Raw genomic sequence first — 24274 nt, forward strand, 5'->3', positions numbered from 1 at the left:
TATTTCAAGTTAAAACTTATTTTGTATGATAAATTTTATTTTTGCACTTTTTTGCGATTTTCTTCTATAATTAAAGGGATTCTATAGTTTTCCCTCAAGGCAGACTCGTTTTCTGCCGATAAAGAATAAGGAGTTTTATATATGAATAGAAAGCACATTATTATACTGGCAGCAATTTTTTATATCTCTTCAGCACTCTTTGCTGCAACCTCCTTCAGCGGTTATGCAGGCGGAAAGCTTAATTATGCCGCTAATCCAGAACAGGAAGATTACGATCCAGATTTGAAACTTCAGGCATTTTTTGCCGGACAGTTTAATTTTACACAGAATGTATGGAGCCACCTGGAGTTTTCAATCAATACCGGTGACTTATTATCAAACAGTATTTTCCATGCAACTGATGCAGACTTTCAGATTGATGAAATCTCTTTAATCTGCAGAGCTAATTTATACACCAGTGCAAATTATTTCAGTATCTTTATGGGAACTTATGATCCGATTGGTTCAGATATTTTCCTTCAGAGATATTTTAATATTAAACCTATAGATTCAAAACTTACAGAAAGCTATCTTGGAATTGCAGGTTCTATCCTCTACCCTCACTTTGGTCTTGGAATTTCTGATATCGTAAGATTTTATAACAGTCCTATTGCTTTCGGCGGCTACATCTACGTTAATCACGAAAAAGATTTAATTAATGATACTGCTGATTCATACGTCCTCAATGCAGACCTTCGTTTTGCAACAGTATTAAGCTATCTTACTTTTGATTTTGCATGTGGTCTTGGTATTCCTATTGCAAATGAATATCACGGAGAAGAAGCCCTTCTTGTTGTAGAAAAAGTTTACTGGCACGCAGGAACAACAATTCTTCTGGGAAACAATTACACAACTTCTCTTTTCCTTCAGGCAGGAATTTATAACGCAAGCTTTAAAGCAAAAGATGACAGTGCAGTCATTTCTCCAGATGATTTATATCTTCTCGTAGAACCACGTTTTCTCGTTCAGAATGCGCACATGAATATTTCAGTATATTCTTTACCAAAAAACACTGTAAACAAGCTTCTTTTTGTTGATGACACACTGGGTGTTGATTTAAATTTTTACGGAGAATCATCTGTGGGTTCTTCTAACTCAGTTAGTGTCGGTTCGCACATTTCATTCTCGTTTATTGACAAGAGCCTTACAGATTTAAAGGATATCAAGAATATTCTCTCAAATGGTTATAATCTGTCTGTAACACCTTATGTTGAATCTCAGTTCCTTTCAGGTCAGCTTCATATTCAGTCAACTTTACGTTTGATGGAATTTGTCAGAAAGCGCCCAGGACATGCATTCTCATTTGATATTGGCTATCGTACAAAATTCTGATAAAATATAAATTAAGATTTTATATTCTAAGGAATAACAAAAATGAAAAACATTCAGAATAAGTGGATCCGTGGTGCTATCCCGGCTCTTCTTCTCCATTGCAGTATCGGTACTGTATACTGCTGGTCAATTTTCAGCCAGGAAATTGCAGACTACATCGGCTTTTCAAAAGGCGCTGTAGAATGGGCTTTCAGCTTTGCAATCTTCTTCCTCGGTATGTCAGCTGCCTTTCTTGGTGGCCTTGTAGAAAAAAATATCCACAAGTCTTCTTTGATTGCTTCAATCACTTTTGCTTTGGGAATGGCTGGAACAGGTTTCTTTATCTGGTACGGTGGAAATAATCCACACAGCGTTCTTTCTCTTGTAGGAATCTACATCAGCTACGGCTTTATTATGGGTATTGGTCTTGGAACAGGTTATCTTTCTCCTGTAAAGACTTTGATGCTCTGGTTCAAGGACAAGAAAGGTCTTGCAACTGGTCTCGCTGTAGCAGGTTTCGGTGCTGCTAAAGCTATCGCTTCTCCTATCATGAGCCGCATGCTTACAAGTCTTGGAGAAGGCGGTGTATACAAGATGTTCTACATTCTTGCATGTGTTTACTTTGTAATGATGTTCATTGGTCACCTTATTCTTGCTAAACCAGAAGGATGGGTTGAACCACAGACTAAGTCTAAGGACGAAGGAATTATCGCAACTCTTAAGACAGAACCAATTGCTTCTTACATCGGTATCTGGCTTATGTTCTATATCAACATCACATGTGGTCTTGCAATCATTTCTCAGGAAAAGATGATTGTAAAGTGTGTAGGACTTGGAGCTTTTGCAGGAATCATTTCTACAGTTTCTGCTCTGTTCAACGCAGGCGGACGTCTTGGATTCTCTGCATGGGCAGACAAGCTTAAGGACCGCAACACAATCTATAAGTTGATTTTCACACTTTCAATTGTTTCAACTGTAATCGTTCTCTGTACAAAGGGTATTGCTAATGGTGCAGGAAACACTCTTCTTATCATCTTCGTACTTGCTTTGATTTTCATTGTAAACGCAGGATATGGTGGAGGATTCTCTAACGTTCCTACTCTCCTCTCTGACCACTACGGAATGGGTAATATTTCTGCTATTCACGGAATTACACTTTCTGCATGGGCATTTGCAGGTCTTACAGGAAACCAGATGGCTTCTTACATTGTAAAACACACAGGTGCATTTATTGATGTTCACGGAGTTCAGGCTAACCCAACTGGTTATCAGAATGTACTCATCGTAACAACAATTCTCTATGCAGTTGCAATGTGCTTGAGCTGCTTCCTTGTTCGTCCTATGAGCAAGAAAGACTAAAATCGAAGAACCGTTAAAAAATAGACTTACGGCAGTAAGTCTATTTAGGTTCATCGAAAAAACGCCTCAGAGCGGGCTATGCGAGCGATTTTGCTAGCTTATAAATCCAGAACAATATAATTCGTTATAAACAAATAAGACTTATCCGGCTGCTGCACACCTGTTGAAACAAATTTTACATAGAAATAATTTCCATTACAATGACGAGCCCTATAAACATAAGTTGCAGGCTTTTTGAAATTAGAAAGAAAAGCTTTTACCATTGCAACCTTAAATCCTAATCTGTCGTTCGGATGAATAATATCAAAAGCTTCTTTTGCAGTCCAGTTTAATACAGTTTCTTTTGAATATCCGGAAATATCCAGGAAGTTCTGATTTACACGAAGAACATGAATTTTCATACCGGAAACTATTCTCTTAATATCAAAATCAACATGCATCAGAAGTAAACCAATCTGCGTATTTTCAGTCATTAACCCTAGCTGATGATTAGCAATTTCAAGGGTATTTTCTGTTAATTTTTCATTTGTAATATCTTCTGTCAAAATATAGAAAGAATGCTTATGTTCATTACAACTGATTTCTTTGATGTAATTTTTTACATAAAGCGGATTATGCTTCATAAAGGTACGCATTTCTATATAACAGCAGATTTCCTTACGTTCTGAAAGAGAAAGTTCTGACTGTTCAACAAGCCATTTAAAACTTTCCTTACCCATAAGTTTTTTCAGATTTTTTCGAATTTCAGGGAAAACAAGATCATCAAGCTCGAACAGTTTTAGAAATTTCTTATTTGCACGAATCAGAATTAAAGATTTTGCCTGATCATCAAATTCATAAATTGCTGCAGGTCCTGAAAGTTCTTCAAACATAAGGCTTTCGGAAGAATCTGGTGAAAGGAACTTTCTGATATCAATCTGTCCAAAAGTTCTTGGACGGATAATTGAAGCAGCTCCTTTATGAGATTTCAGAAGTTCAACAAACTGATCTTCAGGCATAGGTTTTGCATATAAGAAGCCCTGAATAACATTAACTCCAATACTACGAAGGAAGTCTGCCTGCTCCTGTGTTTCTACACCTTCAGCGACAGTTATATATTCAAGTCCCTGTGCCATTCGCACTACATAGTTTATAATTGTGCCGCCACGGTTCAAGTTATCTTCACCGCGCATAAAGCCCATATCAAGCTTAAGAATATTGATAGGCATATCTTTAAGGGCATTCAAAGAAGAATAACCGCTTCCAAAATCATCCATTGCAATTCTGAAACCTAAATCGCGGAGCTTTTGGATTCTGTCATTTAGTTCTTTATCTGCATTTATAGAAGCGCTTTCTGTTATTTCAAAGTGAATGTATTTTTCTGGAATATTATATCTTTCTTTAAGACGCTTAATTACATAATAAAGCTTGTCTGTTTCAAGGCTGATTCTGGAAATATTTATTGAAATCGGAACAGGGTCAATTCCAACATCCAGCCAGGAACGAACGGCAACAAATACATTTGTCCAGATTTCTTCATCCAGCATACGGATAAAGCCATTCTTTTCTGCAATCGGAATAAATACAGCCGGTGATATAATTGTACCATCTTCCCTTATCCAGCGGCATAAAACCTCCGCCCCGACCATTTCTCCTGTAGCGGCTGAATATTGCGGCTGAAACCAGATTTTAAATTCATCGTCGGCAAGAGCCTGCTGCATCTGTGATGTGATTTCAGCCTCGAGATGTGTATCTTCTATATTTTTTTCTGTAAAGGCAGTAAACGTATTCTGTACAGAAGAAATATTTTTATCCATACACAAAGAAGCCTGGTCCATGGCTGTAGTAATACCCAGAGAAGAATTTGCAATACGGATTCCAAAATGCATTGTAATTGGAAAAGACATATGAACTGAACCGTTATCAAAAACCTTGCAGGCCTGCAGTTTTTGGAGATTGTCCACTGAGTTTTCCATACAAACTGCAAAAGAACCACCTTCCAGTCTTGCAATGAGGCCCTGTTCTCCGACAATCTGTTTTAAGGTTGCGGCAATCTGCTTTAATGCATCATTTCCTGCAGTAAATCCATATAAATCATTTATAATCTTAAGTTTATTTACATCTCCAATAGCAACTATATAGGTTTTCTTTGGATTGTCAGAAAAGAGTTTATTTCCTGCCTGAATGAAAGCCGTTCTGGTCATAACACCTGTTTCAGGATCTGTAAAAATACGTTGTACCAGAAGCTCTTTCATATACTGAATACAGTTTTCTTTTCTACTGTAACCATAGGCAATAGCCCGTGCCATATCTTTACACGAATTATATCCGCAGGAACCGCAGTTAATAGACTGTTTATGAGGAGTGTCTTTAAGCATATCCGTAAAGATTTCATCAAAGGCACTCTTTGGAATTTTAAACTGCTGTCGTGAATAATCAGTATAGCCGCGAGTAAAATCTTCAGAGCGGATATACTTGAACTGAGCACAAATCTGTTTCCAGAATTTTTCAGGATTATCTATATCTGTATAATTTTCGTAGGTCGACCTTCGGATTGTAATTGCATTTGAATAAACGGTTGCCGGGTTATAATCTTTATGATAGACACCTGGTCCGCCGACACAACCGTTTTTACAGGCTGTAATTTCTGCAAAAAGCGGCTGATTATTTTTAAAATTATCATCCAGAGACATATACAGAGAACTCAGATGATCAGATGAAAATCCTTTTAATGCCAGAATAGTTTCTTTATGAGAGAAGAAATAAGAAACAATATCTGAAAATTCCCCGCCAATAGAAACGATTGAACCAAAGCCTTTTCCTTTTAAATCCAGTTCGCTGGAATATTCACTGTCCTCTTCTGTAACTTCAGGCAGATGTTCCATTAAATGGGCAAAGGTTAAATTATAAGAAAGTACATTTTTTGTATTTTCACTGATTGCTTCATCTTTATTTGCAATACAGGCACCAAGACAGGCAAGCTTATTATCATCCCCAAGATACTTATGAATATAAATTGAAGCACAGATAACCGGCGGCTGAACAGGAATCATTTTGTTCAAAAGGAACGGATGATATTTCTGAACAACAGTTACCATAGCAGGACAGGCATTACTGATAAAGCAGCGCTGATCGACAGGAAGTTCCTGTGCTTCCTTCAGATATTTTACAGTCAGATAAGCACCGATTTCGCGTCCGAATGAACCGTCATAAATTTTCTGAACACCAAGCTTACGAAGGCTTTTGATGATTAGAGGCGCACGCTCACCGTAAATCGCAAAAAAAGCAGGCTCAATAATTAAAGATATTTTTTCGCCCTTTTTCAGATCTGCTAAAAACTTGTCAACATCATCACGGAAATCGCGGGCATGGTGAACACAAATATTTATACAGCGGCCGCAGTTATTACATTTTTTAGGGTCAATTTCCATATGGGATTTTCCATTTTTCACAATGGAAACATTAGCACCCATAAGAGAACAGTTATTTATACATTTATTACAACCTATACAGTTTTCATTTGTAAAAATAATACCGTTATTGAATCTGCTCATAAACGCCTCATTCGAACACAATAAGAATCATTGTCTGATTCAGATGTATAAAATTGAGCTGTTCCCCATACCCTGAAACACCTATATATTTTCCGTAATTACGGAGTACATTCACAAACTCTCCAAAAGAAGATTCCTTTTCAAAAAGTTTTGAACGTGAAAGACAGTTAATTGAAATTGTAAATGACGGCTTTTCAAAATCATTTTTTACACGCTGAACAGTTTCATTCCAGACACGCCTGATATTATCTGTTTCAAGCAGCAGCAGTTTTGTATGATTATAAATTGTTGAAAAATATGAAATTGAACCGTCTGGAAAAACTTTATCTGCTTCAGTAATATTGATGGAACCATCAACAATACGTCCCATAGGATGAGAAGATAATTCCTGGCTAAGCTGTTCTACAGAAACATTAAGGGCTCGGGAAATAATTTCTGCAGCCGGTTCATTATTATACTCCATTACAGTTCGTTCTTCACAATCGGCATAAGTTGCAGAAAAACGATATGAAGTTGGTTTGAAAATATTTTCACGGTAAAAACCTATTTTTCCATTCAGATTATGAATAAAAACAAAAGCACAGGTCTGTTTGAATATATCACCATTTAAGGCTACATAAGTCTCACTACGATCCGGCATTGTTCCGGCAGAACCACCAGCCACTGTAATTCCAGTTTCAGAAAGAACTTCTTCAAAAGTATCTAAGACCAGTTCCTCACCTTTTCCAAAGGCAGTCATAAATTCAAGGCAGCAGGTATTTTCTAAAGAAGAGAGTTTATCCATTGCAGCTTTGATATGAGCCTTGTACATATTAGGATGACGGTCAATATCAAAAAGCAGGCCGGCAGAAACTTCAACACCAGAATTGATAACCATTACAGATGCACCGCAATGGCTGTAGCCCTCAGACGTATAATTTACATATGTAGATGAACCAATAACAACAGCGTCCGGATAACGCACTTTCAGTTTCTGCGAAAAGAACCAGAGCATGTCTATTTCACTAAAGAAAATAATCAATTGGGGAGTTACTTCATGGGCATCTAACTGAGTCTGGATTTCTGAATAAGCTTCTTCGTTTACAGAACTTGATGTAAGGGCAACAACACATCTATCCACAAAGCACCTCCTTTCTATGAACGTTTATTTTCTCTGAAGAATAACATAAGAACCTTTAAGAGTGAAGGCATATCTACAGGTTTTACGAGATATGCATTTACACCGCAATTAAATGCGCGGCTTTTTTCTTCTGGAAGGGCATCTGCCGTAAGGGCAACAATAGGAATTTCTGATACCTTAGGATTCTGAAAGTTTCTGATGATTCGTGTAGTTTCATATCCATCCATAACAGGCATCTGCAAATCAAGAATAACAAGCTCATAAGTGCCAGGTTCACTGTCACGGAGTTTTTCAATTGCAAACGAACCATCAATAGCTTCATCAACAACAAAGCCTTCTTCTCGCATTGCTTCAACAAGGATTTCACGGTTAAGCTGATTATCATCAACAACAAGCACACGGCGTCCCTTGAAGTCGTAAATAATAATATCCTGCTCTTCTTCAATTTCTGTAAGCTGAGGAATTGAAAGTGGGATAATTGCCGTAAACTCAGAACCTTTTCCAAGCTCACTTACAACTTCTATTGTACCGCCCATAATTTCCACGAGAGACTTTGCAATGGTAAGTCCAAGGCCTGTTCCTTCTGCAGAAACAGGAGAAGATTTATCCCGCGCAAAAGGTTCAAAAACATGCTCCATAAATTCAGGAGTCATACCACAGCCTTCATCACGAATATGGAATTCATTTACGATTCTACTTTCATCTTCTGTAGAAAGCTGAATTACAGAAATCTGAATTCTACCGCCTTCATAAGAATATTTTACCGCATTGCTTATAAGATTAAGCAGAATCTGCTTTAAGCGTAAACTGTCGCAGGAAAGCACATCTTCATCAAGCATGCTGAAATCAAGATCAACTGTAAGTTTTTTATTATCAATTTCATTCTGAAGAAGCTGGCAGACATTATCTATGATTTCATGGATACTGCACATTTCTTCTTCAACAACAGATTTTCCGCTGTCGATTTTAGAAATATCAAGAACCTCATTTACAAGATTCATAAGATGGTCTGATGCACGTGAAATCTTTTCCAGACTGTCTGCAAGCTTTTCAGGATTATCCATATTCTTTTTTGCAAGCTCAGTAAAACCAATGATAGAATCCATTGGAGTACGGATATCATGAGAAATATTTGAAATAAAGTCCTGCTTCTGCTTAATAGCTTCATTAGCTTCACGTACAGTCTTGATGATGGTTCTCTGCTGTTTCTGATAAATATGAGTCTGATATCTGAAAATAGAAGCAATAATAATAACAACTGCTATCATTGTTATTACCATATCCATCAGGACCATTTTTACGCTTTCCATTTTCATTATTATTTCCGGATGGTAATAAGAATAAATAACTAAAACTATAAACTCGGCAATACTTATAATGAAAACAACAACACAACTTCTTCCCTTAATCAGCAGGAACGGGAATACAAAACCGAGAAGACACCAGAGCGGCATACCGCCTTCAATTCCACCAGAAGAGATAAAAAGACTCGGTAAAATAAAATTATTAAAAAGAATTGAAAAGACTATAATTGCAAGCTGTGAACGTTTAAGGGTATTTGCAATCCAGAAGATCAGAAAAAACAGAATCAGACATGTAAATGAAAGAATCTGTGTCATAGGATTCTGATGCATGACAACTGCAATAAAACAGGCAAATGCAACTCCAAGGATTCCTACAAGCAGGATAATATTGAGAAGTCTGTGTTGAATGTCATACTGTTCACCAAAGAGACGCCTGAGAAGCCTGTTTTTTTTCAGCATATCGTTTTATTATATCACTAGTCAGCAAGTTTTACAAAATCAATTTTTTACCTTATACTATGAATCTGAGGTGAAAAAATGCAGAATTCATTTGTTGACGTACGTACCGGACCAGAAAATTCTAAATGGGAACAGGCAAATAAACGGGAAATTCCTATTTACGGACGAAACAATGAAATCCGCTCAGAATTTGAACGCGATTATACAAGAATTCTGCACTCTCAGGCATACCGCCGCCTTAAACACAAAACACAGGTATTCTTTGCACCTCATAATGACCATATCTGTACAAGAATGGAACACGTTATGCACGTTGCTTCTGTTGCAACAACCATCGCAAAATACCTTGGATTAAATGACCAGCTCGCAGGTGCAATTGCAATGGGACACGATATTGGGCATGCACCTTTCGGTCACCATGGAGAAGACTGTCTGAACAAACTGCTTGAACAGAAAGAAGGACATAATGCTCCAAAGAAATTCTGGCACGAACGCAACAGTCTTTTTTTTGCTGATTTTATTGAGACGCTTCCAGATCCGAATGGCTTTGAACAACCTTTAAATCTGACTTACGCTGTACGAGACGGCCTTATCTGTCACTGCGGAGAAATTGACCAGCAGGCTATTAAACCCCGTGAAGAAGCTATTGACCTGTACTCTATTAAACGGCCGGGAATTATTCAGCCGTACACATGGGAAGGCTGTGTAGTAAAGATTGCTGATAAAATTGCGTACCTTGGTAGAGACATCGAGGATGCCCGCGCTTATCACATTCTGGACATGTCGGCTTATAGAGAGCTCCGGGAAATTGTCGGCAGCACGCTCGGTTTTGAGAGAAAGGGAGCGCGGGCATTACGGAGCGGTAAAGCAGTAAACACCACAACTCTCATAAACGACCTTATTGTAGACCTCTGCGAACAGAGCAGTCCTGAAAAAGGTCTGTGCTTTTCTGAAGAGTATTTCCGCTTCATCATCGAGCTCAAGAAATTTAATTTTGCACATATTTATAAGCACTGGCGTCTTGGAGAATTTGCCATCTACGCCGAGAACATCATAGGAACTCTTTTCCGAACTCTGCAGAAAACTATGATTTATGCAGAAACCGGACGTGTTGCCCAGGCACTGCGCTTTTATCCGAAACTCTGTGCTACCTTTGAAGACTGGCTCATAAAATACACTACTTACAAACCATTTATAGCAGAACGCCACAGTTTTGCAGACCGCAAGCAGGTTTTAAAATATAATACACAGCCTGTATTCGATCTTCACGATAATGAATCTTACACTAAATGTATAATAGAATTTATTTCAGGAATGACAGATCAGTTTGCAATTCAGGTTTACGAAGAAATAATTACATTCTAATTAACAGAAGCAGCAGTTCGTTTCAACAGTTCAATACATTCAACTGCAGGAAGCGGTCTGCTGTATAAAAAGCCCTGAATATAATCAACACCGGCACGTTCAACAAGATAATTCTGATTGTTTGTCTCAACACCTTCAACCAGAATCTTAAAACCTACACCCTTAAAGGTACTTACAAGATCAAAGAAAAGACTGACACCTTTCTGCCCCTCTTCCATTGCAAGCACGAGAGAGCGGTCCATTTTAATAGTAGAAAATGGCAGAGAAATGACGTTTGTAAGATTTGAATAACCTGTTCCAAAATCATCAAGATAGAATTTTACACCTGCACGCGCCAGCGCCAGCATATTATGCATAACCAGCTCATAGTTATCAATGAAAATACTTTCTGTGATTTCCATAATAATATTTGACGGAAGTAGACTAAAACGGCTTATGGTATTCAAAACATTTTCAACAACATTTGGATTCATCATCTGATAAACAGAAAAGTTAATTGAAACTGCATTTACAGTATCCCTATTGTCAGAAATAAATTTACAGACTTTTTCAAAAGCAACAAAACCAAGCATTTCTATAAGACCTCGGTTTTCTGCAACCTGAACAAATTCCTGCGGAGGTATATCTCCAAGTTCTGTATTACGCAGTCGTGAAAGAGCTTCCATGTATTCGAACTTCTTATTATCAATAGAATAAATCGGTTGAAACCAGACCTGAAACTGTTCCGATTCAAGTGTAAGTTCACGTTTGAGAATTTTATAAATACAGCGTTTTCTTTCACGGTCTGCAAAAACAGATTCATCACAAATTTGAAGTGATTTGAGCTGAGCAGCTTTAGTACGCCCCAGCAGATTATTTATCAGATCCATCATTGAATCATAATCATTATCATCTTTTCCAAATTCCAATGCTGCAGAATAAGACTCAATTGGAATCGGAATTACGGAATTTATATCTGAAGAAAGTTTTTTAATATCTTCCATTATTCTCTGACTCTTCTGATGAACTTCATCTACAGAATGTCCTATTGCAGCAAATCTGTTCATTGAAAGTATATATGAATTGCGCTGGAAATACGTCATAAATATTTCACCAAGCTGAAGATAGAGCTGATTTAATTCAGATGCATCCAGACAAGACTGTATCATATTGATATTGTCTATTGTCATTACATATAAAACTCCACCCTTATGCTGAATATGAATGCGCTTACGAAGGCGGCTTTCTGTCATAAGGCCTGTCCTTATATTTATTTCCATTGTGTAAGACTGAATTGTTACATATGCAAACAGAAGAGAAGTAAAAGAAGCAACCCCGGTTAATAAAATTTTGGGGAACAAATATTGAATAATAACAAAATATATTGAAATAAATGGATAGAAGATAAATACCCAGAATATACGCCGCGCAATATTCTTTCTAAGTATGATGACTGTAACTGCAAGAATCACTCCATAACCACAAGCCAGCAGATAAGTAATATTTTTTATTGGTCCACGTATATAACCTTCAACATCATCATAATGGAAAATCCATCCTGTTTTTACGTTGATTATAACAAGCAGAAAATAAAGTGTCTGAACAGCCCCAAGCACAGAATTAAACACTTTCTTTTTTCTTTTATTTTGAAATGCCATATCACAAACATAACTGATCATTATAAAAGGACTTATAAGAAGCGTAAAAAAATAAAGTGATGTAATAAGTGTGCAGAAAGAATGAGAAAGTTCTGTATAATGAGCTATACAATATACAGAAACCATATTAGCAGCAGCACAAAAAAAGGTTGCAAGGGCTGCGTAAAGAAAGAATCTCTGTCTTTTATCATACAGTGCATACGAGAGGATTGTATTAACACCGATAAGAAAAGCGCCCCAGCAGGTTATGAGCTCACCAATAACATAGTAATCTGAAACTCCAAATTCCATTTACTATATGATAGCACACAAAAGCACAGGGCGCAAAATAAATAAATAAACTGTTATATTCAGTAGTTTATACGCGATGCATTGCAGAGAATACTTTCTCGTTCATAATGTTGATTTCTACACCCATATCGGTTGCAAGAGAATTCATATTTGAGCGAAGAGTTTCAATATCAATATCTGCAGCTGTAAGGTCTACCATCATCATCATTACAAAATTGCCGGAAAGAATTGTCTGTGTAATATCTGCAATGTTGATTTTATGCTCAGAAAGATACTGAGAAACCTTAGCGATAATTCCAACTTTATCTGAACCTACTACAGTAATAATTGCATTCATTTTAGTCTCCTTATTTTTTCGGCTAGAAATTGTTACCGAGAGTTGCAGCAATTACTGCCTTGATTGTATGCATACGGTTTTCAGCTTCATCGAAAACTACCGACTGTTTGCTTTCAAAAACCTCATCTGTAACTTCCATAGCAGTAAGACCGAACTTTTCTCCAACCTCTTTTCCAATCTTTGTATTCAAATCATGGAAAGAAGGAAGGTCATGCATAAAGATTGCAGTTGGCTTTGCCTTCTTCATAACTTCTGCATTTACCTGATAAGGCTTAAGGTCGTTAATTCGTTCAGCCCAGATTTCATCTGGTTCACCCATGCTTACCCAGACATCAGTATAAATAATATCTGCATCTTTTGCAGCCTTATCTACATCACTTTCAAGAGTGATTGAACCACCACTCTCCTGATTCCATTTTTCACACTCATCTACGAGAGCCTTATTTGGAAAATATTTTTCTGGTGCACAGAGAGTAAGATTCAAACCAAGTTTTGAACATACAATACAGAGTGAGTTTCCAATATTGTAACGTGCATCACCAAAGTATACGAGTTTAAGTCCCTTAAGTTTACCAAAGTGCTCACGGATTGTAAGCATATCGGCAAGCATCTGTGTCGGATGATATTCGTTTGTAAGTCCGTTCCATACAACTACGCCAGAATATTTAGCAAGATCTTCTACAAGTGTCTGCTCGAAACCACGGTATTCGATTCCATCAAACATACGGCCGAGTACACGTGCTGTATCTGCAATACTTTCCTTTTTACCAATCTGACTGCCTTCTGCAAGATAAGTTGTACAGATTCCAAGATCATGTGCAGCAACCTCAAAAGCACAGCGGGTACGTGTACTTGTCTTTTCAAAGATGAGGGCAATATTTTTTCCACGGTGAATATCCACAGGAATCCCTTTCTTTTTCTTTTCCTTCAAATCTGCGGCAAGGTCAAGAAGTCCGGTAATTTCCGCCGGTGAGAAATCTTTTAATGTAAGAAAATTGCGTCCTTTTAAATCCATAAGACACCTCACAAACAATTATGAAAGCATTATTATAACAGAAAGAAAAAAATTAAACTAGAGTAAAATTCTTAAGTCACATTAATCTAATAATTCATAAGCTTAAAAATATCTGAAATTAATATATCCGGATTATTAATCATGATTTTTAACACTTTTATATAATCATCTATAAAACGAAGAATAGTTTCTTTTTTATAGCAATCTGTTCTGTAACATAACTGTATAGCGGAAGTATCCTTTCGAGCAAAAAAAGAAAGAAAAATATTTTTTTGAGAATCTGTATAGCTGATTGGAGTTATCTTACATACTTTGTCATCTAGTTTGATATTAGAAATCATTTCATTTTGATAAACGAACGAAAATTCAGAAACTTCTTTGTAATCAATTCCTAATTCAGGAATCAATTTTCGCATATTAACATTCTGATGCTTTAACACTTCTTTATGATATAAAAAGATTTCTGCAAGAAACTCTCTTACTGTTTTTTCAGGATTAATTGTATAGCGTAAATAAACAGCTGTCGTAAAAAGACCTATAGCCCTGAAATTTTTTGAATTCCTAGAACAAACATTAGTATTTGAATAAACTGTTGAATCTTTTGTTATCATAGAAATCAAAATATGAAAAGCTGCCGTAGTAAAATTAAATGGTGTTACACATGCGAGTCTGGAAGTTTCTTTTATTTTTTTCATAAAATCTGAATCTATATAACGATATTCAGTAACACAAGGACCAAATTCAGGAATTGATTTATCATTGAAATCATATTTCAAAAAAGTTTTTTTAAGATTTTTGGGAAAGAATTGTTTATAAAATTCGCCATTAATTTTATAAACCTCGTCAGAAACAATCAGATTTTCAACATCTTCACCCTTCGACTTTATTTCATTTCCTTTATAAAACTCATTTAATTCATGAAAAAAGATTCCTAATGAGACACCATCTACAAAAAAATGACTAAAATCTGCATAAACTGTATTCTCAAAAACAGAGATACGAAAAGAAGGTCCCTTACTCAAATCAAAAGGTATAGCAAAATTACTACAAAAAGGTTCTCTTAATCTTGTAATTGTAATGGGAGTATATTTGTGAACAATCTGAAATAAAATATCATTTTCAATAACAAATGAACTTCTTAAATTTGCGTGACGTTGGACAATTTTATTTATTGCCAGTTCTAATCTATCAACATCTAATCCTTCACAAGAAAAAACAATTGGAAGATTATATTCTGTTGTATCAGGATTTTCTAAAATGAGTTTAACATAAGCCTTAAATCTTTGATCACCTTTAAACTTTTTTTCAATATCTTTCATTTTTTACCTCAATCCACTTTGCAATCGACACAAAATCGCATCGATTGCTTTTATGGAAAATAAATATGTATAGTACGCTTGTGCATACTATGCATCAATTTCTTTTGCAAGGTTATGTACAATAAAATCACGGCGTTCCGGAGTATTGTTACCCATATAGAACTTAAGAACCTGAGGAACATTCTTAAGAGACTGTATTGTAACCTGAGTCAAATGCATTCCCTTGTCTTCACTTTCACCTTCTTTACGAGGGAAAATAAACTGGCCGAACTCACTAGGGTTAATTTCACCAAGTCCCTTGAATCGGGTTACCTCGGCAGATTTTCCCATTTTGGCAAGTTCTTTATCACGGCTCTCTTCACTGTAACAATAAACGGTTTTTGTTTTATTTCGAACGCGGAAAAGCGGAGTTTCCAAAATATAAACATGTCCTGTCAAAACAAGTTCTTCAAAGAAAAGCAGTAGATAAGTCATAACAAGATTTCTGATATGGAAACCGTCGTTATCGGCATCGGTTGCGATGATGATTTTATCGTAACGGAGACCTTCAATATCTTTCTGAACACCAAGACTGAAGGTAAGGTTTTTCAATTCCTCATTTTCAAAGAGCGCAGATTTCTTACGGCCATACATATTTTCCGGCTTACCGCGTAGAGAGAAAATTGCCTGATAAGAAACATCGCGGCTGCCGACCATTGAACCAGTCGCAGAATCTCCCTCAGTAATGAAAATCATAGAGTTAGCGCCCTTCTCTCCATCCTGAAGATGATAACGACAATCCTTAAGTTTCTGAATCTTGAGCATAACAGATTTCTCTGCTTCACGAATCTGCTTTTCTGTTACGCTGTTAATTTCGTTGCGGGCTTTCTGATTTTTGATAATTTTATCTTCGAGAGCACCGGCTACATCAGGATTGTGGCGGAGCCAGTCATCAACGGCAGCCTGAACTTCCTTAATGATTGGAGCACGGATTTCTACGTTACCAAGCTTGTTCTTTGTCTGACTGGTAAACATTGGATTATCAAGACCGATTTTGAGAGCACAGATAAGTCCACCACAGACATCCTTTTCATCATATTCTTTTTTGAAGAATGAGTTTACACCTTTTGTAACACCATCAAGGAAGGAAGTAACGTGTGTACCACCGTCTTCTGTGCTCTGGCCGTTTACGAAAGAATAAACAAATTTATCGAGAGAGTTTGTATGTGTAAGAACAAACTCTAAGTTTTCACCTTTATAGCTGAAAATTTTATAGAGAGCCTTACCCTCTCCGTCCATTTCATGAACGAGAAGATCCTGAATACCATTCTGACTGATATATTCCTGCCCATTACATTTAAGCATGAGTCCAGGATTTAGATAGGCATAATTCCAGAGTCTCTTTTCTACATACTCCATGTTGAAGTTATATTTTCCGAAAAGCTCAGTATCTGGTTCAAATTCAAGATAAGTTCCGTTTGGAACACCAGGCTTTGCAGCACCTGTTTTTCCGCTGATTTTTTCACCTTTTGCGAATTCAACAACGGCCATTTTTCCGTCACGTATTGAAGCAGCACGGAAATAAGAAGAAAGTGCATTAGTAGCCTTGATTCCGACACCGTTCATACCGATTGCCTGCTTGAATACGTTGTTGTTATATTTTGCACCGGTGTTTACGTTGGAAACACAATCTTCGAGTTTTCCAAGAGGAATACCGCGCCCGTAGTCACGGATTTTTACGCGGCCTTCCTTAATTTCAATATCAATTTTTTTACCGAAGCCTTGAGAGAACTCATCGACAGAGTTATCGATTCCTTCCTTAAGAAGAATGTAAATACCGTCGTTTTCGTTTGAACCGTCACCGAGGGAACCGATATACATACCAGGGCGCAGACGTATGTGTTCAAGACCTTCGAGGTGCTGAATAGAATTTTCATCGTAAACTGCTGGTGAAGCAGGTGTCTTAGAAGTTTTTGTTGAAGCTGCTTTTGGCTTTGCTGCAGTTGTCTTAGCCGGAGCTTGTGCTGCTGTTGAAGTTTTAACGGCAGCAGTCGTTTTGGATGGAGTTTTCTTTACTGTAGCTTTTTCTGAAGTAGAAGCAGTTTTTGCAGCAGTTTTTGTAACTGTTGACTTTACAGCAGTTGCTTTTGCAGCCGTAGGCTTTGCAGCGGCAGTTTTTGACGCACTTGTCTTAGCCGGAGCTTTAGCTGCGTTTGTCTTTGTTGCTGCTGGTTTTGCAACTGTTTTCGAAGTAGTCTTTGCAGTTGTTTTAACTGTTGTTGATTTTTTTGCAGTTGAAGTTTTTTTAGCTGCAGCTTCTTCTGCAGCCTGCATAGCGGCAATACGTGCCGACAAACCTGTCTTTTTTTCTGACATTTTGATCCCACCCAAAAATGTAATTAATAAATTCTATTATGAGATTTGCGTAAAGTCAAGAGGTCTTATTAAACATACTGATAGTAAACATACGTAAACAGTCTTCATTTTTTCTACATAATTAAGACTGTTTGTCTGCTATTATACATTTAAAAGTTTATGAAGTTCATTAAGAATGCGTTTTTTGTCTGTAGTCCAGCTGGGAGCTATAAGGAGTGATTTCGGGGGATCGCCTGTGAGGCGGTGAATTATACAGTTTTCCGGAAGCAGCGGAAGGGCTTTTTTTAGAAGACTGAAATAGACTTCTTTGGAAACAGGCTGATATTCGTTTCTTTCATACATTGCAGCAAGATGCGTATTTTTTAGTATATATAGGCTGGTGATTTTTATACCGAATGGAATAACTCGATTTTTTTCATCTGTCTCAAACACCTTTGATGCATGACGAACTACAAATCTTACAGAGTTCAGCATATCTTCTTCGCTCTCGTTTGTGAGGCCGAAAATAAGATGAGTAACTATGTGAATTTGAGGTGCTGTTTCGCGGATGCGGTACACAGCTTCAATATAATCTTCGTTAGTGTAGCAGCGATTTATTAGGCGGCCGGTCTTTTCGTTACTTGTCTGGAGGCCTAACTCTATCTGGACAAAATGAGTTCGGGAGATTTCAGCCAGTCCTTGTAAAATTGCTGGACTCAGACAGTCCGGGCGGGTGGCTACAGCAAGCCCCACTACTCCCTCGCAGGACAGGGCTTCCCGATATTTTTCAAGCAATTCCACGGGGTCGCCATAAGTAGAAGTAAAACTCTGAAAATAAACTATGAACTTTCCCCGTCGCTCCCCACTCCTGCCCCGCAGTTTTGATTCAACAAGCTTTTTCCCTTGCTCTATCTGGTCTGGAATTGACAGCTTTCGGCTGGCTACAAAATCTCCACTGCCCGCCTGCGAGCAGAAAATGCAGCCGCCAGTCCCTTTTGTTCCGTCGCGGTTTGGACAGGTGCAACCGGCATCCAGAGAAATCTTATAAGTCTTGCAGCCGAAAACTGACTGGTAAAAATCGGAAAGTGTCTGCATGAATCTTATTATATTGGAAGTGCATTATAATAAACAGATGCTGAAACAAGTTCAGAATATCAGAAGAAATCATTTCAGCATGACCATAAATTACAATGAAAATTCGGCAACTCGTGCATTCAATCCGGCAAGTTGCGAAAAAGCCCCTTCTTTTCTGTATTTTTCTATTATATATTCTGCGGCGGAGGTTGTTATGAAAAGCAACAAAACTTTTAAGTATGTAATGTATGTTACTCTGGTTCACTGTCTGACTTATTTTATCTGCGGTGTATTTTTTTCGAACGTGCTGCGCTACAGCTGGTGGTGGCAGCAGCCGGTAGTTTGTGACTATTTCAGAGATTTCGGCGGAACAGCAAATGCCCTTGGCCCTTTTGTTCAGATTATCAGAGGACTTTTATTTGCCTTTGTTCTTCTTCCCTTCCGGGAATTCTTTAAGGGCAGGAAATACGGCTGGCTTTTTATGTGGCTTCTGTTTCTCGGAATAGGAATTATTGGTCCAATGTCATCTGCTCCTTCCTCAATCGAAGGGATGGTTTACTCAAAGCTTCCACTTGCCTTTCATTTTGTCGGCTGGCCGGAAATCATGATCCAGACTCTGCTCTTTTGTATTTTAGTCTGCAGATACATTAACAGGATTGAAGAAAAAAAATCAATTTTTCAGAATCCTCTTTTACTGGGAGCTCTTCTGTCAATTGGGGCATTTTTTGTTTACACGATTGTTTCAATCATTTTTGCTATTGTTCAAAAGGTCGAGATAAATACAGAACGCGCAGAACTCAAAAACATGCTGCAGTTTTTTCTGCCTGTAATTCTTGTCTTTGTGATGGCAATAATCCAAAAGCCAAAACTGATTTTCAGAACCCTCATTCTCTATGCCGGCTCTGTGCTTATTTTTGCTCTTTATCAGGGACTTGTTTTGAAGGACATGAATTTGATTTACGATTTTGCAGCTCCAGTGCTACCCGCTCTTGTTTATTATTGGGTTGGTTTGATGCGGGAAAAATCTTACCTGAAATCTGAAAAGTCTGATACAATAGAAGAATGAAAATAACGATTCAGACAGATGCTTCTGTTCAGGAAACTACACTGAACATTACCTGCCGGGAAATAACTCCTGAACTGGAGCGTCTTATTGAAGCTTTACGCGTTACAGATAAAAAGCTTTCTGTAAAGGTCAACGGCGAAATTCATCTGATTGATTTAAAAGCAATTTTATATGTAGAAACTGTTGAGCGCTGCACCTTTATTTATACAGAGGATGGAGTTTTTGAAACCGCACTTCGACTGTATGAGCTTGAAGCAATGTTGGCAGAGCACAATTTTTTCCGCATCAATAAGTCTACCCTTTTGAATCTGAATAAAATAGAAAGTCTTAAATCTGATATTGACCGCAAAATTCGTGTAAGACTCAAAAATGGATATCAGCTGATAATTTCGCGCGCTTATTCTGAAGAGTTTAAATCAAAGATAGGAGTTCGTTAATATGAAAAAACGCCTGGTATCATTTATAGAAAGCTTATTAAAAATCTTTGCCGTAATTATTCTGATGTTTGCAATTGCGACAGTACTTATAGGAAAAGAAGCAGAATCATTTCCAAATCTTTTTATGACTGAAAATAAAGGAATTGCAATAACAACTTTCTTTCAGCTTTTTGCATTTTCTTTTTTTATATGTGTATTGAGACTTGTTTTTTTCACAGATGTATTTCTTAAAAAAACAAATCTGATACTCAGAAATATATTCTTTTTTGTTTTGACCATCGTAGTTTTTGTGATTATTGCATTAATCTGCCATTGGATTCCAGACAGACTTCTTATCTGGATTCTTGTTCTCGCATCTTACTCGCTGAGCACTGTAATAAGCATTCTGATTACACATTTCTTTACTAAAAAAGAAGATGAAAAACTCAATGATGCGCTGGCGAAGATTCAGGAAAGAAGTAAAGAATAAGCTTTGATTATGGAAGTCCTTAAAAATGTCGGGGTACCGCGGTAGACTAAACTAACACAAAGTTTTTAGCGCGGCAAGATTATTCAAAATATTATGGAAGATTTCAAAGCTCTTTGGTGTAAGAGAAGCAAGATTGTCGCCCGGAGTGTGAAGGAGCTGCCAGGTCTGAGGTTGCTGGCCCTGAGTGGCGGCAGTGACTTCCAGCGAAGGCAGCATTGTGATGGCCACGGCTGGAATACCATTTGCGATAAAGCTAGCGTTGTCGGAATAGTTACAGGGCAGACAAAACCAGCGGCCATTTGCCGAGGTCTGCAGGAGAGTTGCGGCACGCTGCTCGAGAGCGCTGAAATCTTTTACAAAGCTGGCAGATATCTTAGGCGGAAGAATTGTCTGAGTGAGAATCGGAACGTCGCCGCGTCCCATGCAGTCGAATACGAAGATGTCGTCGTTCGTGATGCCGAGGCGGCGGAACACTTGAGCTAGGGGGAAGGCGCCTTGTTCTGCGACGCCGCCCGCCGCACCAAGTTCTTCGCCGTCGGTGAAAATAAGGCGGATGTTGTGGAATAAAGGTTGCGCAAGTCTCGCAAGTTTTATTGCCCACTCCAACAGACAGAAAACTGCCGCCGAATTATCATTTGCCCCGGGGCTACCCGGAAATCTGTCATAATGAGCAATTACCGTTTTTATACGAAACATTGAGTTATACTGAGTCTGGGGAAATTTTACATAGATATGATTTTTTCCTTCCATCTGTAAAACAGGAGCTTCAAGTCCTGCCCTATTCAGATAATTCTGAATAAAAGCAGCCCTGTCGCAATCAGCTGCAATAAAATCATTAAACTCAGAAGGAATTGTATACATATTTGTATTTTACCCTTTATTTGGCTTTTTTGTCAGATACATAACATAAGTATCATTAAAAACAATTTTGTTTCCATGTGCTAATACTGCCTTGTGCAAACCTTCAAAAAACTTTGTCTTGTAAGGTTCTGCAATTACCATGTGGTCGCAGTGGGTACCGCTAAAGGCAACGTATTCGTCGGCAGTCATTTCACGTTTGCCGTAAAAGTCGCGTTCTTCAAAATCTACATAGCCGTAGTTTGTGGCATTCTGGTAATGAAAGCCCCTTTGCTGATAGGGAGTTTCCGGTTTAAAGTATGCATCATAGATTTTCTGGATATCATCATGAAGAGACGGATTTGTACTCTTATATTCAGACTTTGTAAGCAGCATTGCAAGGGTGCCGCCGGGAGCAAGCAGCTCATAAGTTTTTGAAAAGGCAATGTCTTCGGGAATCCACTGAATTGTTGCGGCAGAATAAATGAGGTCAAACTTTTTCCCTTCAAAATCATGCGTAATAAAATCATCATTTACAATATGAAAATTAGGTCGGTTACCGAATTTTTCCTTCATCTTTGCATAAAGATGTTCTCCCAACTCAATTGCATTGTAGTCGCAGCCAGTGTCCAAAATCGGCTCTGTTGCCTGCCCGGTACCAGGTCCTATTTCCAGCACTTTTTTCCCAGGCCCAATTTTTGTAAAATCAATCAGACTGTCAAAAAGCTCCTTACTGTAGCGTGGTCTGAACTTATCAAACTGCTCCGGGATTGTGTCAAAAATTTTCCTGAATTCCATTTTTTAATTCTCCTTTTATCTTTCATTTACTATAACAAAAAGGTGCTGTTATTTCGAGGGCTTATCTAAACACTTAGTCTCCAGCTATTTCACCAGTGAACTTTCCACTGCTCACGCAGAACTTCCAGTGATTCCGGGTGAGCGGAAATTATTTTTTTTGAGGCTTTCCTTTTTCTTTTTCCCTTAATTGGGCCAGCTTCTTTTCAAAAAGCTCTTCATCAACAGGAAGTTCTGCCCAGTCATCTGTCCAGGTGGAAAGATAAGCTGCATTAGAAATTGAAAGTGAATTTAAGCCTTCTTCCCCTTGGGCAATCAGCTCTGAACCAGTAAGAATTGACTTTGCGAAAGCTTCCAGAACTTCCGGGTGCCCTTCCGGTGCCGGCTCAGAAAATTCTTCATAAGTAGATTCAGGACAAATAAAACCTTCCTTTGCGGTAAAACAGAATTCTCTTTCGGCCTCATCAAGCTTCCACCATTTAAGTTTTCCATCTTCTATTATAATCTTGCCTCTGTCACCTGAAATCTCAAGACGGTTTGTACCAGGTGCTTCACCAGTTGTTGTAATAAAACTTGCTCTAGCTCCGTTTTCGTATTCAGCAAAAATTGTAACATCATCTTCAACATCAATTTTATGGTATTTTCCAAAATCACAGAAAGCCCTGACCCTTTTTGGCATTCCAAAAATCCACTGCCAGAGATCAAGATTGTGAGGTGCCTGATTCAAAAGTACACCTCCACCCTCTCCATCCCAAGTCGCCCGCCAGCTGCCAGAATCATAATAAGCCTGAGTACGATACCAGTTTGTAATAATCCATACCAGGCGTTTCGGCTTTCCTAACTGCCCGCTTTGTACTATTTCCCTGGCCCTTGCATAAAGAGGATTTGTTCTTTGATTAAACATAATTCCAAATTTAACACCGGTCTTTACTGCGGCTTCATTCATTTCCCGAACCTGACGGGCATAAACACCTGCAGGTTTTTCTGTAAGAACATTGACTTTATGTTCAAAGGCCTTAATTGCCATAAGAGGATGCAGATAATGCGGAACTGCAATCAAAACTGAATCTACAAGCCCGCTTTCAAGCATTTTGTCTGCATCTGTAAAGGCTGCAACTTCTCCAAGATTTTCAAGGCGTTGTGGATTTATATCACAAACTGCAGTAACTTCAACGCTCGGACATTTTCCAGCTTCCACATTTCTAAAATGCCCGCTTCCCATATTACCCATTCCGATAATTCCTAGTTTGATTTTTTCCATTTTCATCCTCCTATATTAATTTCTTCAATGCATTAACTGCAGCATCAAAAGCAGCTCGTGATGAAGGATAGCTGTATTCCTGCATTTGTGTTTTTTGTCCGCTCTCCAGATTTTCGAAACCAGAAAAAACTTTTAGATGAGGTTCTATTGTTAAAACTTGTCCCTTGTAATGATTTATAATATATGGAAGATTTCCTTCTCCCTTACCTGCCGGAACAACCGAACCATCAGCCTTTGCATCTTTTATATGCATGTATTCAACATAAGGAGCAAGAAGTCCCCAGGCTTCCTTTGTATCTTGCCCGCATTGAATAAAATTTGCGGGGTCAAAAATCGCTTTTAGTTCAGGAAGTGCCTTATGAATCTCCAGACAGCGAGAAGCGATATCTCCATAAATTCCTTTTTCATTTTCATGACAAAGCATTATTCCGCTGCCCCTTGCCGCATTCAGAAAGGCCTGCAGATTTTGAATTACCTTGTCAAAATATTTTTGAGGCTCTTCTGTAGTTCCGTAAAAACTAAAAAGACGGAGCTTTTTAGCACCAAGAATTTTTCCAATTTCCAGAATATGCTTAAACTTATCAAGATGAGAAGCAAAATCATCATTTATATCTATTTTTCCAAAGGGCGAGCCCAGCGACCAGACTCCAAGTCCGGCATCATCAAGCTTTATGCGAACTTCATTTGCCTTATCCTTTGAAATATCTGCGATATTCTGACCATCCACTCCCCGAATCTCCAGAAGCGAAACAGAATTTTCTTTCATCGCCAATATCTGACCGTCAATACTTGAATCTGCTTCATCTGCAAATGCAGCAAGTTTAAATTTCATATACAGCTCCTTTTCCTTGCGATATAATTATCCTAACACGACTTATTTTGCATTAACATTGCTAATAAAAGCGTTTTATA

19 protein-coding genes are annotated in these 24274 nt (G+C 37.9%); 6 read left to right on the forward strand and 13 right to left on the reverse strand.

What is annotated here, in order from left to right; translation table 11 throughout:
* The first annotated feature begins 141 nt into the window (after positions 1-141).
* Both AABJ44_RS09940 and AABJ44_RS09945 read left to right on the forward strand, forming a co-directional pair.
* Entirely contained in the window at positions 142-1371 is a 1230-nt protein-coding gene (locus AABJ44_RS09940; RefSeq protein ID WP_338368824.1) for a hypothetical protein, read from the forward strand.
* Positions 1372-1413: 42 nt separating this feature from the next.
* On the forward strand, positions 1414-2709 hold the full coding sequence (locus tag AABJ44_RS09945) for an OFA family MFS transporter (protein WP_338368826.1): 1296 nt from the start codon (positions 1414-1416) through the stop codon (positions 2707-2709).
* Between the two features lie 98 nt (positions 2710-2807).
* Here the strand turns inward: AABJ44_RS09945 and AABJ44_RS09950 are convergent, their stop codons facing one another.
* From AABJ44_RS09950 to AABJ44_RS09960, 3 genes are read right to left on the reverse strand one after another with little or no spacing between them, the layout of a single operon-like run.
* A complete protein-coding gene (locus tag AABJ44_RS09950; RefSeq protein WP_338368829.1) occupies positions 2808-6242 on the reverse strand; it encodes an EAL domain-containing protein in 3435 nt (1144 codons plus the stop codon).
* 7 nt (positions 6243-6249) lie between these two features.
* A complete protein-coding gene (locus AABJ44_RS09955) occupies positions 6250-7362 on the reverse strand; it encodes an FIST signal transduction protein (RefSeq protein WP_338368831.1) in 1113 nt (370 codons plus the stop codon).
* Positions 7363-7376: 14 nt separating this feature from the next.
* The gene (locus tag AABJ44_RS09960; protein WP_338368833.1) at positions 7377-9125 is read right to left on the reverse strand and encodes an ATP-binding response regulator; all 1749 of its coding nucleotides are present in this window, start codon (positions 9123-9125) and stop codon (positions 7377-7379) included.
* Positions 9126-9203: 78 nt separating this feature from the next.
* Here AABJ44_RS09960 and AABJ44_RS09965 point away from each other — a divergent pair, with 78 nt between their 5' ends.
* The gene (locus AABJ44_RS09965) at positions 9204-10490 is read left to right on the forward strand and encodes a deoxyguanosinetriphosphate triphosphohydrolase family protein (protein ID WP_338368836.1); all 1287 of its coding nucleotides are present in this window, start codon (positions 9204-9206) and stop codon (positions 10488-10490) included.
* On the opposite strand, the gene AABJ44_RS09970 is transcribed toward AABJ44_RS09965, so the two are convergent.
* The 6 genes from AABJ44_RS09970 to mnmL form a co-directional block, all read right to left on the reverse strand.
* A complete protein-coding gene (locus AABJ44_RS09970; protein ID WP_338368837.1) occupies positions 10487-12418 on the reverse strand; it encodes an EAL domain-containing protein in 1932 nt (643 codons plus the stop codon). The two genes, AABJ44_RS09965 and AABJ44_RS09970, sit on opposite strands and share 4 nt — an antisense overlap.
* Positions 12419-12485: 67 nt before the next feature.
* Positions 12486-12755, reverse strand: coding sequence for an ACT domain-containing protein (locus AABJ44_RS09975; protein WP_074639971.1), 270 nt, complete (start codon positions 12753-12755; stop codon positions 12486-12488).
* Between the two features lie 22 nt (positions 12756-12777).
* Positions 12778-13770 (reverse strand): ornithine carbamoyltransferase, encoded by a 993-nt coding sequence (gene argF, locus AABJ44_RS09980; protein WP_338368841.1) that lies wholly within the window; start codon positions 13768-13770, stop codon positions 12778-12780.
* Positions 13771-13856: 86 nt separating this feature from the next.
* Positions 13857-15089 (reverse strand): condensation domain-containing protein, encoded by a 1233-nt coding sequence (locus AABJ44_RS09985; RefSeq protein ID WP_338368843.1) that lies wholly within the window; start codon positions 15087-15089, stop codon positions 13857-13859.
* An 87-nt stretch (positions 15090-15176) separates the two neighbouring features.
* Complete coding sequence (locus tag AABJ44_RS09990) at positions 15177-17444, reverse strand: toprim domain-containing protein (RefSeq protein WP_338368846.1); 2268 nt, start codon at positions 17442-17444, stop codon at positions 15177-15179.
* Positions 17445-17585: 141 nt separating this feature from the next.
* Complete coding sequence (gene mnmL, locus AABJ44_RS09995) at positions 17586-18518, reverse strand: tRNA modification radical SAM protein MnmL/YtqA (RefSeq protein ID WP_338368849.1); 933 nt, start codon at positions 18516-18518, stop codon at positions 17586-17588.
* A gap of 37 nt (positions 18519-18555) precedes the next feature.
* On the opposite strand from mnmL, the gene AABJ44_RS10000 reads away from it, so the two are divergent.
* From AABJ44_RS10000 to AABJ44_RS10010, 3 genes are read left to right on the forward strand one after another with little or no spacing between them, the layout of a single operon-like run.
* Positions 18556-19563, forward strand: a complete 1008-nt coding sequence (locus AABJ44_RS10000; protein WP_338368852.1) for a hypothetical protein — start codon at positions 18556-18558, stop codon at positions 19561-19563.
* Complete coding sequence (locus AABJ44_RS10005; protein ID WP_338368854.1) at positions 19560-20000, forward strand: LytTR family DNA-binding domain-containing protein; 441 nt, start codon at positions 19560-19562, stop codon at positions 19998-20000. The genes AABJ44_RS10000 and AABJ44_RS10005 overlap by 4 nt, the downstream gene beginning before the upstream one ends.
* 1 nt (position 20001) lies before the next feature.
* Positions 20002-20469, forward strand: coding sequence for a hypothetical protein (locus AABJ44_RS10010; RefSeq protein ID WP_074639952.1), 468 nt, complete (start codon positions 20002-20004; stop codon positions 20467-20469).
* 51 nt (positions 20470-20520) lie between these two features.
* On the opposite strand, the gene AABJ44_RS10015 is transcribed toward AABJ44_RS10010, so the two are convergent.
* The 4 genes from AABJ44_RS10015 to AABJ44_RS10030 form a co-directional block, all read right to left on the reverse strand.
* Positions 20521-21330, reverse strand: coding sequence for a M28 family peptidase (locus AABJ44_RS10015; RefSeq protein ID WP_338368856.1), 810 nt, complete (start codon positions 21328-21330; stop codon positions 20521-20523).
* A gap of 9 nt (positions 21331-21339) precedes the next feature.
* Positions 21340-22104: a class I SAM-dependent methyltransferase gene (locus AABJ44_RS10020; protein WP_338368859.1), complete on the reverse strand. Its 765-nt coding sequence runs from the start codon at positions 22102-22104 to the stop codon at positions 21340-21342.
* Between the two features lie 148 nt (positions 22105-22252).
* Positions 22253-23362: a Gfo/Idh/MocA family protein gene (locus AABJ44_RS10025; protein ID WP_338368862.1), complete on the reverse strand. Its 1110-nt coding sequence runs from the start codon at positions 23360-23362 to the stop codon at positions 22253-22255.
* Between the two features lie 10 nt (positions 23363-23372).
* On the reverse strand, positions 23373-24194 hold the full coding sequence (locus AABJ44_RS10030) for a sugar phosphate isomerase/epimerase family protein (RefSeq protein ID WP_338368864.1): 822 nt from the start codon (positions 24192-24194) through the stop codon (positions 23373-23375).
* Positions 24195-24274 lie beyond the last annotated feature (80 nt).

This window comes from Treponema bryantii (assembly GCF_036492245.1).
GTDB classification, from domain to species: domain Bacteria; phylum Spirochaetota; class Spirochaetia; order Treponematales; family Treponemataceae; genus Treponema_D; species Treponema_D bryantii_C.

Excerpts from the sequence above, each read along its gene's own strand:
- AABJ44_RS10015 (WP_338368856.1), bottom strand. The coding sequence starts at position 21,330 with ATGTATACAATTCCTTCTGAGTTTAATGATTTTATTGCAGCTGATTGC.
- AABJ44_RS10030 (WP_338368864.1), bottom strand. The coding sequence starts at position 24,194 with ATGAAATTTAAACTTGCTGCATTTGCAGATGAAGCAGATTCAAGTATT.
- AABJ44_RS09970 (WP_338368837.1), bottom strand. The coding sequence starts at position 12,418 with ATGGAATTTGGAGTTTCAGATTACTATGTTATTGGTGAGCTCATAACC.
- AABJ44_RS10025 (WP_338368862.1), bottom strand. The coding sequence starts at position 23,362 with ATGGAAAAAATCAAACTAGGAATTATCGGAATGGGTAATATGGGAAGC.
- AABJ44_RS09990 (WP_338368846.1), bottom strand. The coding sequence starts at position 17,444 with ATGTCAGAAAAAAAGACAGGTTTGTCGGCACGTATTGCCGCTATGCAG.
- mnmL (WP_338368849.1), bottom strand. The coding sequence starts at position 18,518 with ATGCAGACACTTTCCGATTTTTACCAGTCAGTTTTCGGCTGCAAGACT.
- AABJ44_RS09940 (WP_338368824.1), top strand. The coding sequence starts at position 142 with ATGAATAGAAAGCACATTATTATACTGGCAGCAATTTTTTATATCTCT.
- AABJ44_RS09945 (WP_338368826.1), top strand. The coding sequence starts at position 1,414 with ATGAAAAACATTCAGAATAAGTGGATCCGTGGTGCTATCCCGGCTCTT.
- AABJ44_RS10005 (WP_338368854.1), top strand. The coding sequence starts at position 19,560 with ATGAAAATAACGATTCAGACAGATGCTTCTGTTCAGGAAACTACACTG.
- AABJ44_RS09985 (WP_338368843.1), bottom strand. The coding sequence starts at position 15,089 with ATGAAAGATATTGAAAAAAAGTTTAAAGGTGATCAAAGATTTAAGGCT.
- AABJ44_RS10010 (WP_074639952.1), top strand. The coding sequence starts at position 20,002 with ATGAAAAAACGCCTGGTATCATTTATAGAAAGCTTATTAAAAATCTTT.
- AABJ44_RS09950 (WP_338368829.1), bottom strand. The coding sequence starts at position 6,242 with ATGAGCAGATTCAATAACGGTATTATTTTTACAAATGAAAACTGTATA.
- AABJ44_RS09975 (WP_074639971.1), bottom strand. The coding sequence starts at position 12,755 with ATGAATGCAATTATTACTGTAGTAGGTTCAGATAAAGTTGGAATTATC.
- AABJ44_RS10000 (WP_338368852.1), top strand. The coding sequence starts at position 18,556 with ATGCTGAAACAAGTTCAGAATATCAGAAGAAATCATTTCAGCATGACC.
- argF (WP_338368841.1), bottom strand. The coding sequence starts at position 13,770 with ATGGATTTAAAAGGACGCAATTTTCTTACATTAAAAGATTTCTCACCG.
- AABJ44_RS09960 (WP_338368833.1), bottom strand. The coding sequence starts at position 9,125 with ATGCTGAAAAAAAACAGGCTTCTCAGGCGTCTCTTTGGTGAACAGTAT.
- AABJ44_RS10020 (WP_338368859.1), bottom strand. The coding sequence starts at position 22,104 with ATGGAATTCAGGAAAATTTTTGACACAATCCCGGAGCAGTTTGATAAG.
- AABJ44_RS09965 (WP_338368836.1), top strand. The coding sequence starts at position 9,204 with ATGCAGAATTCATTTGTTGACGTACGTACCGGACCAGAAAATTCTAAA.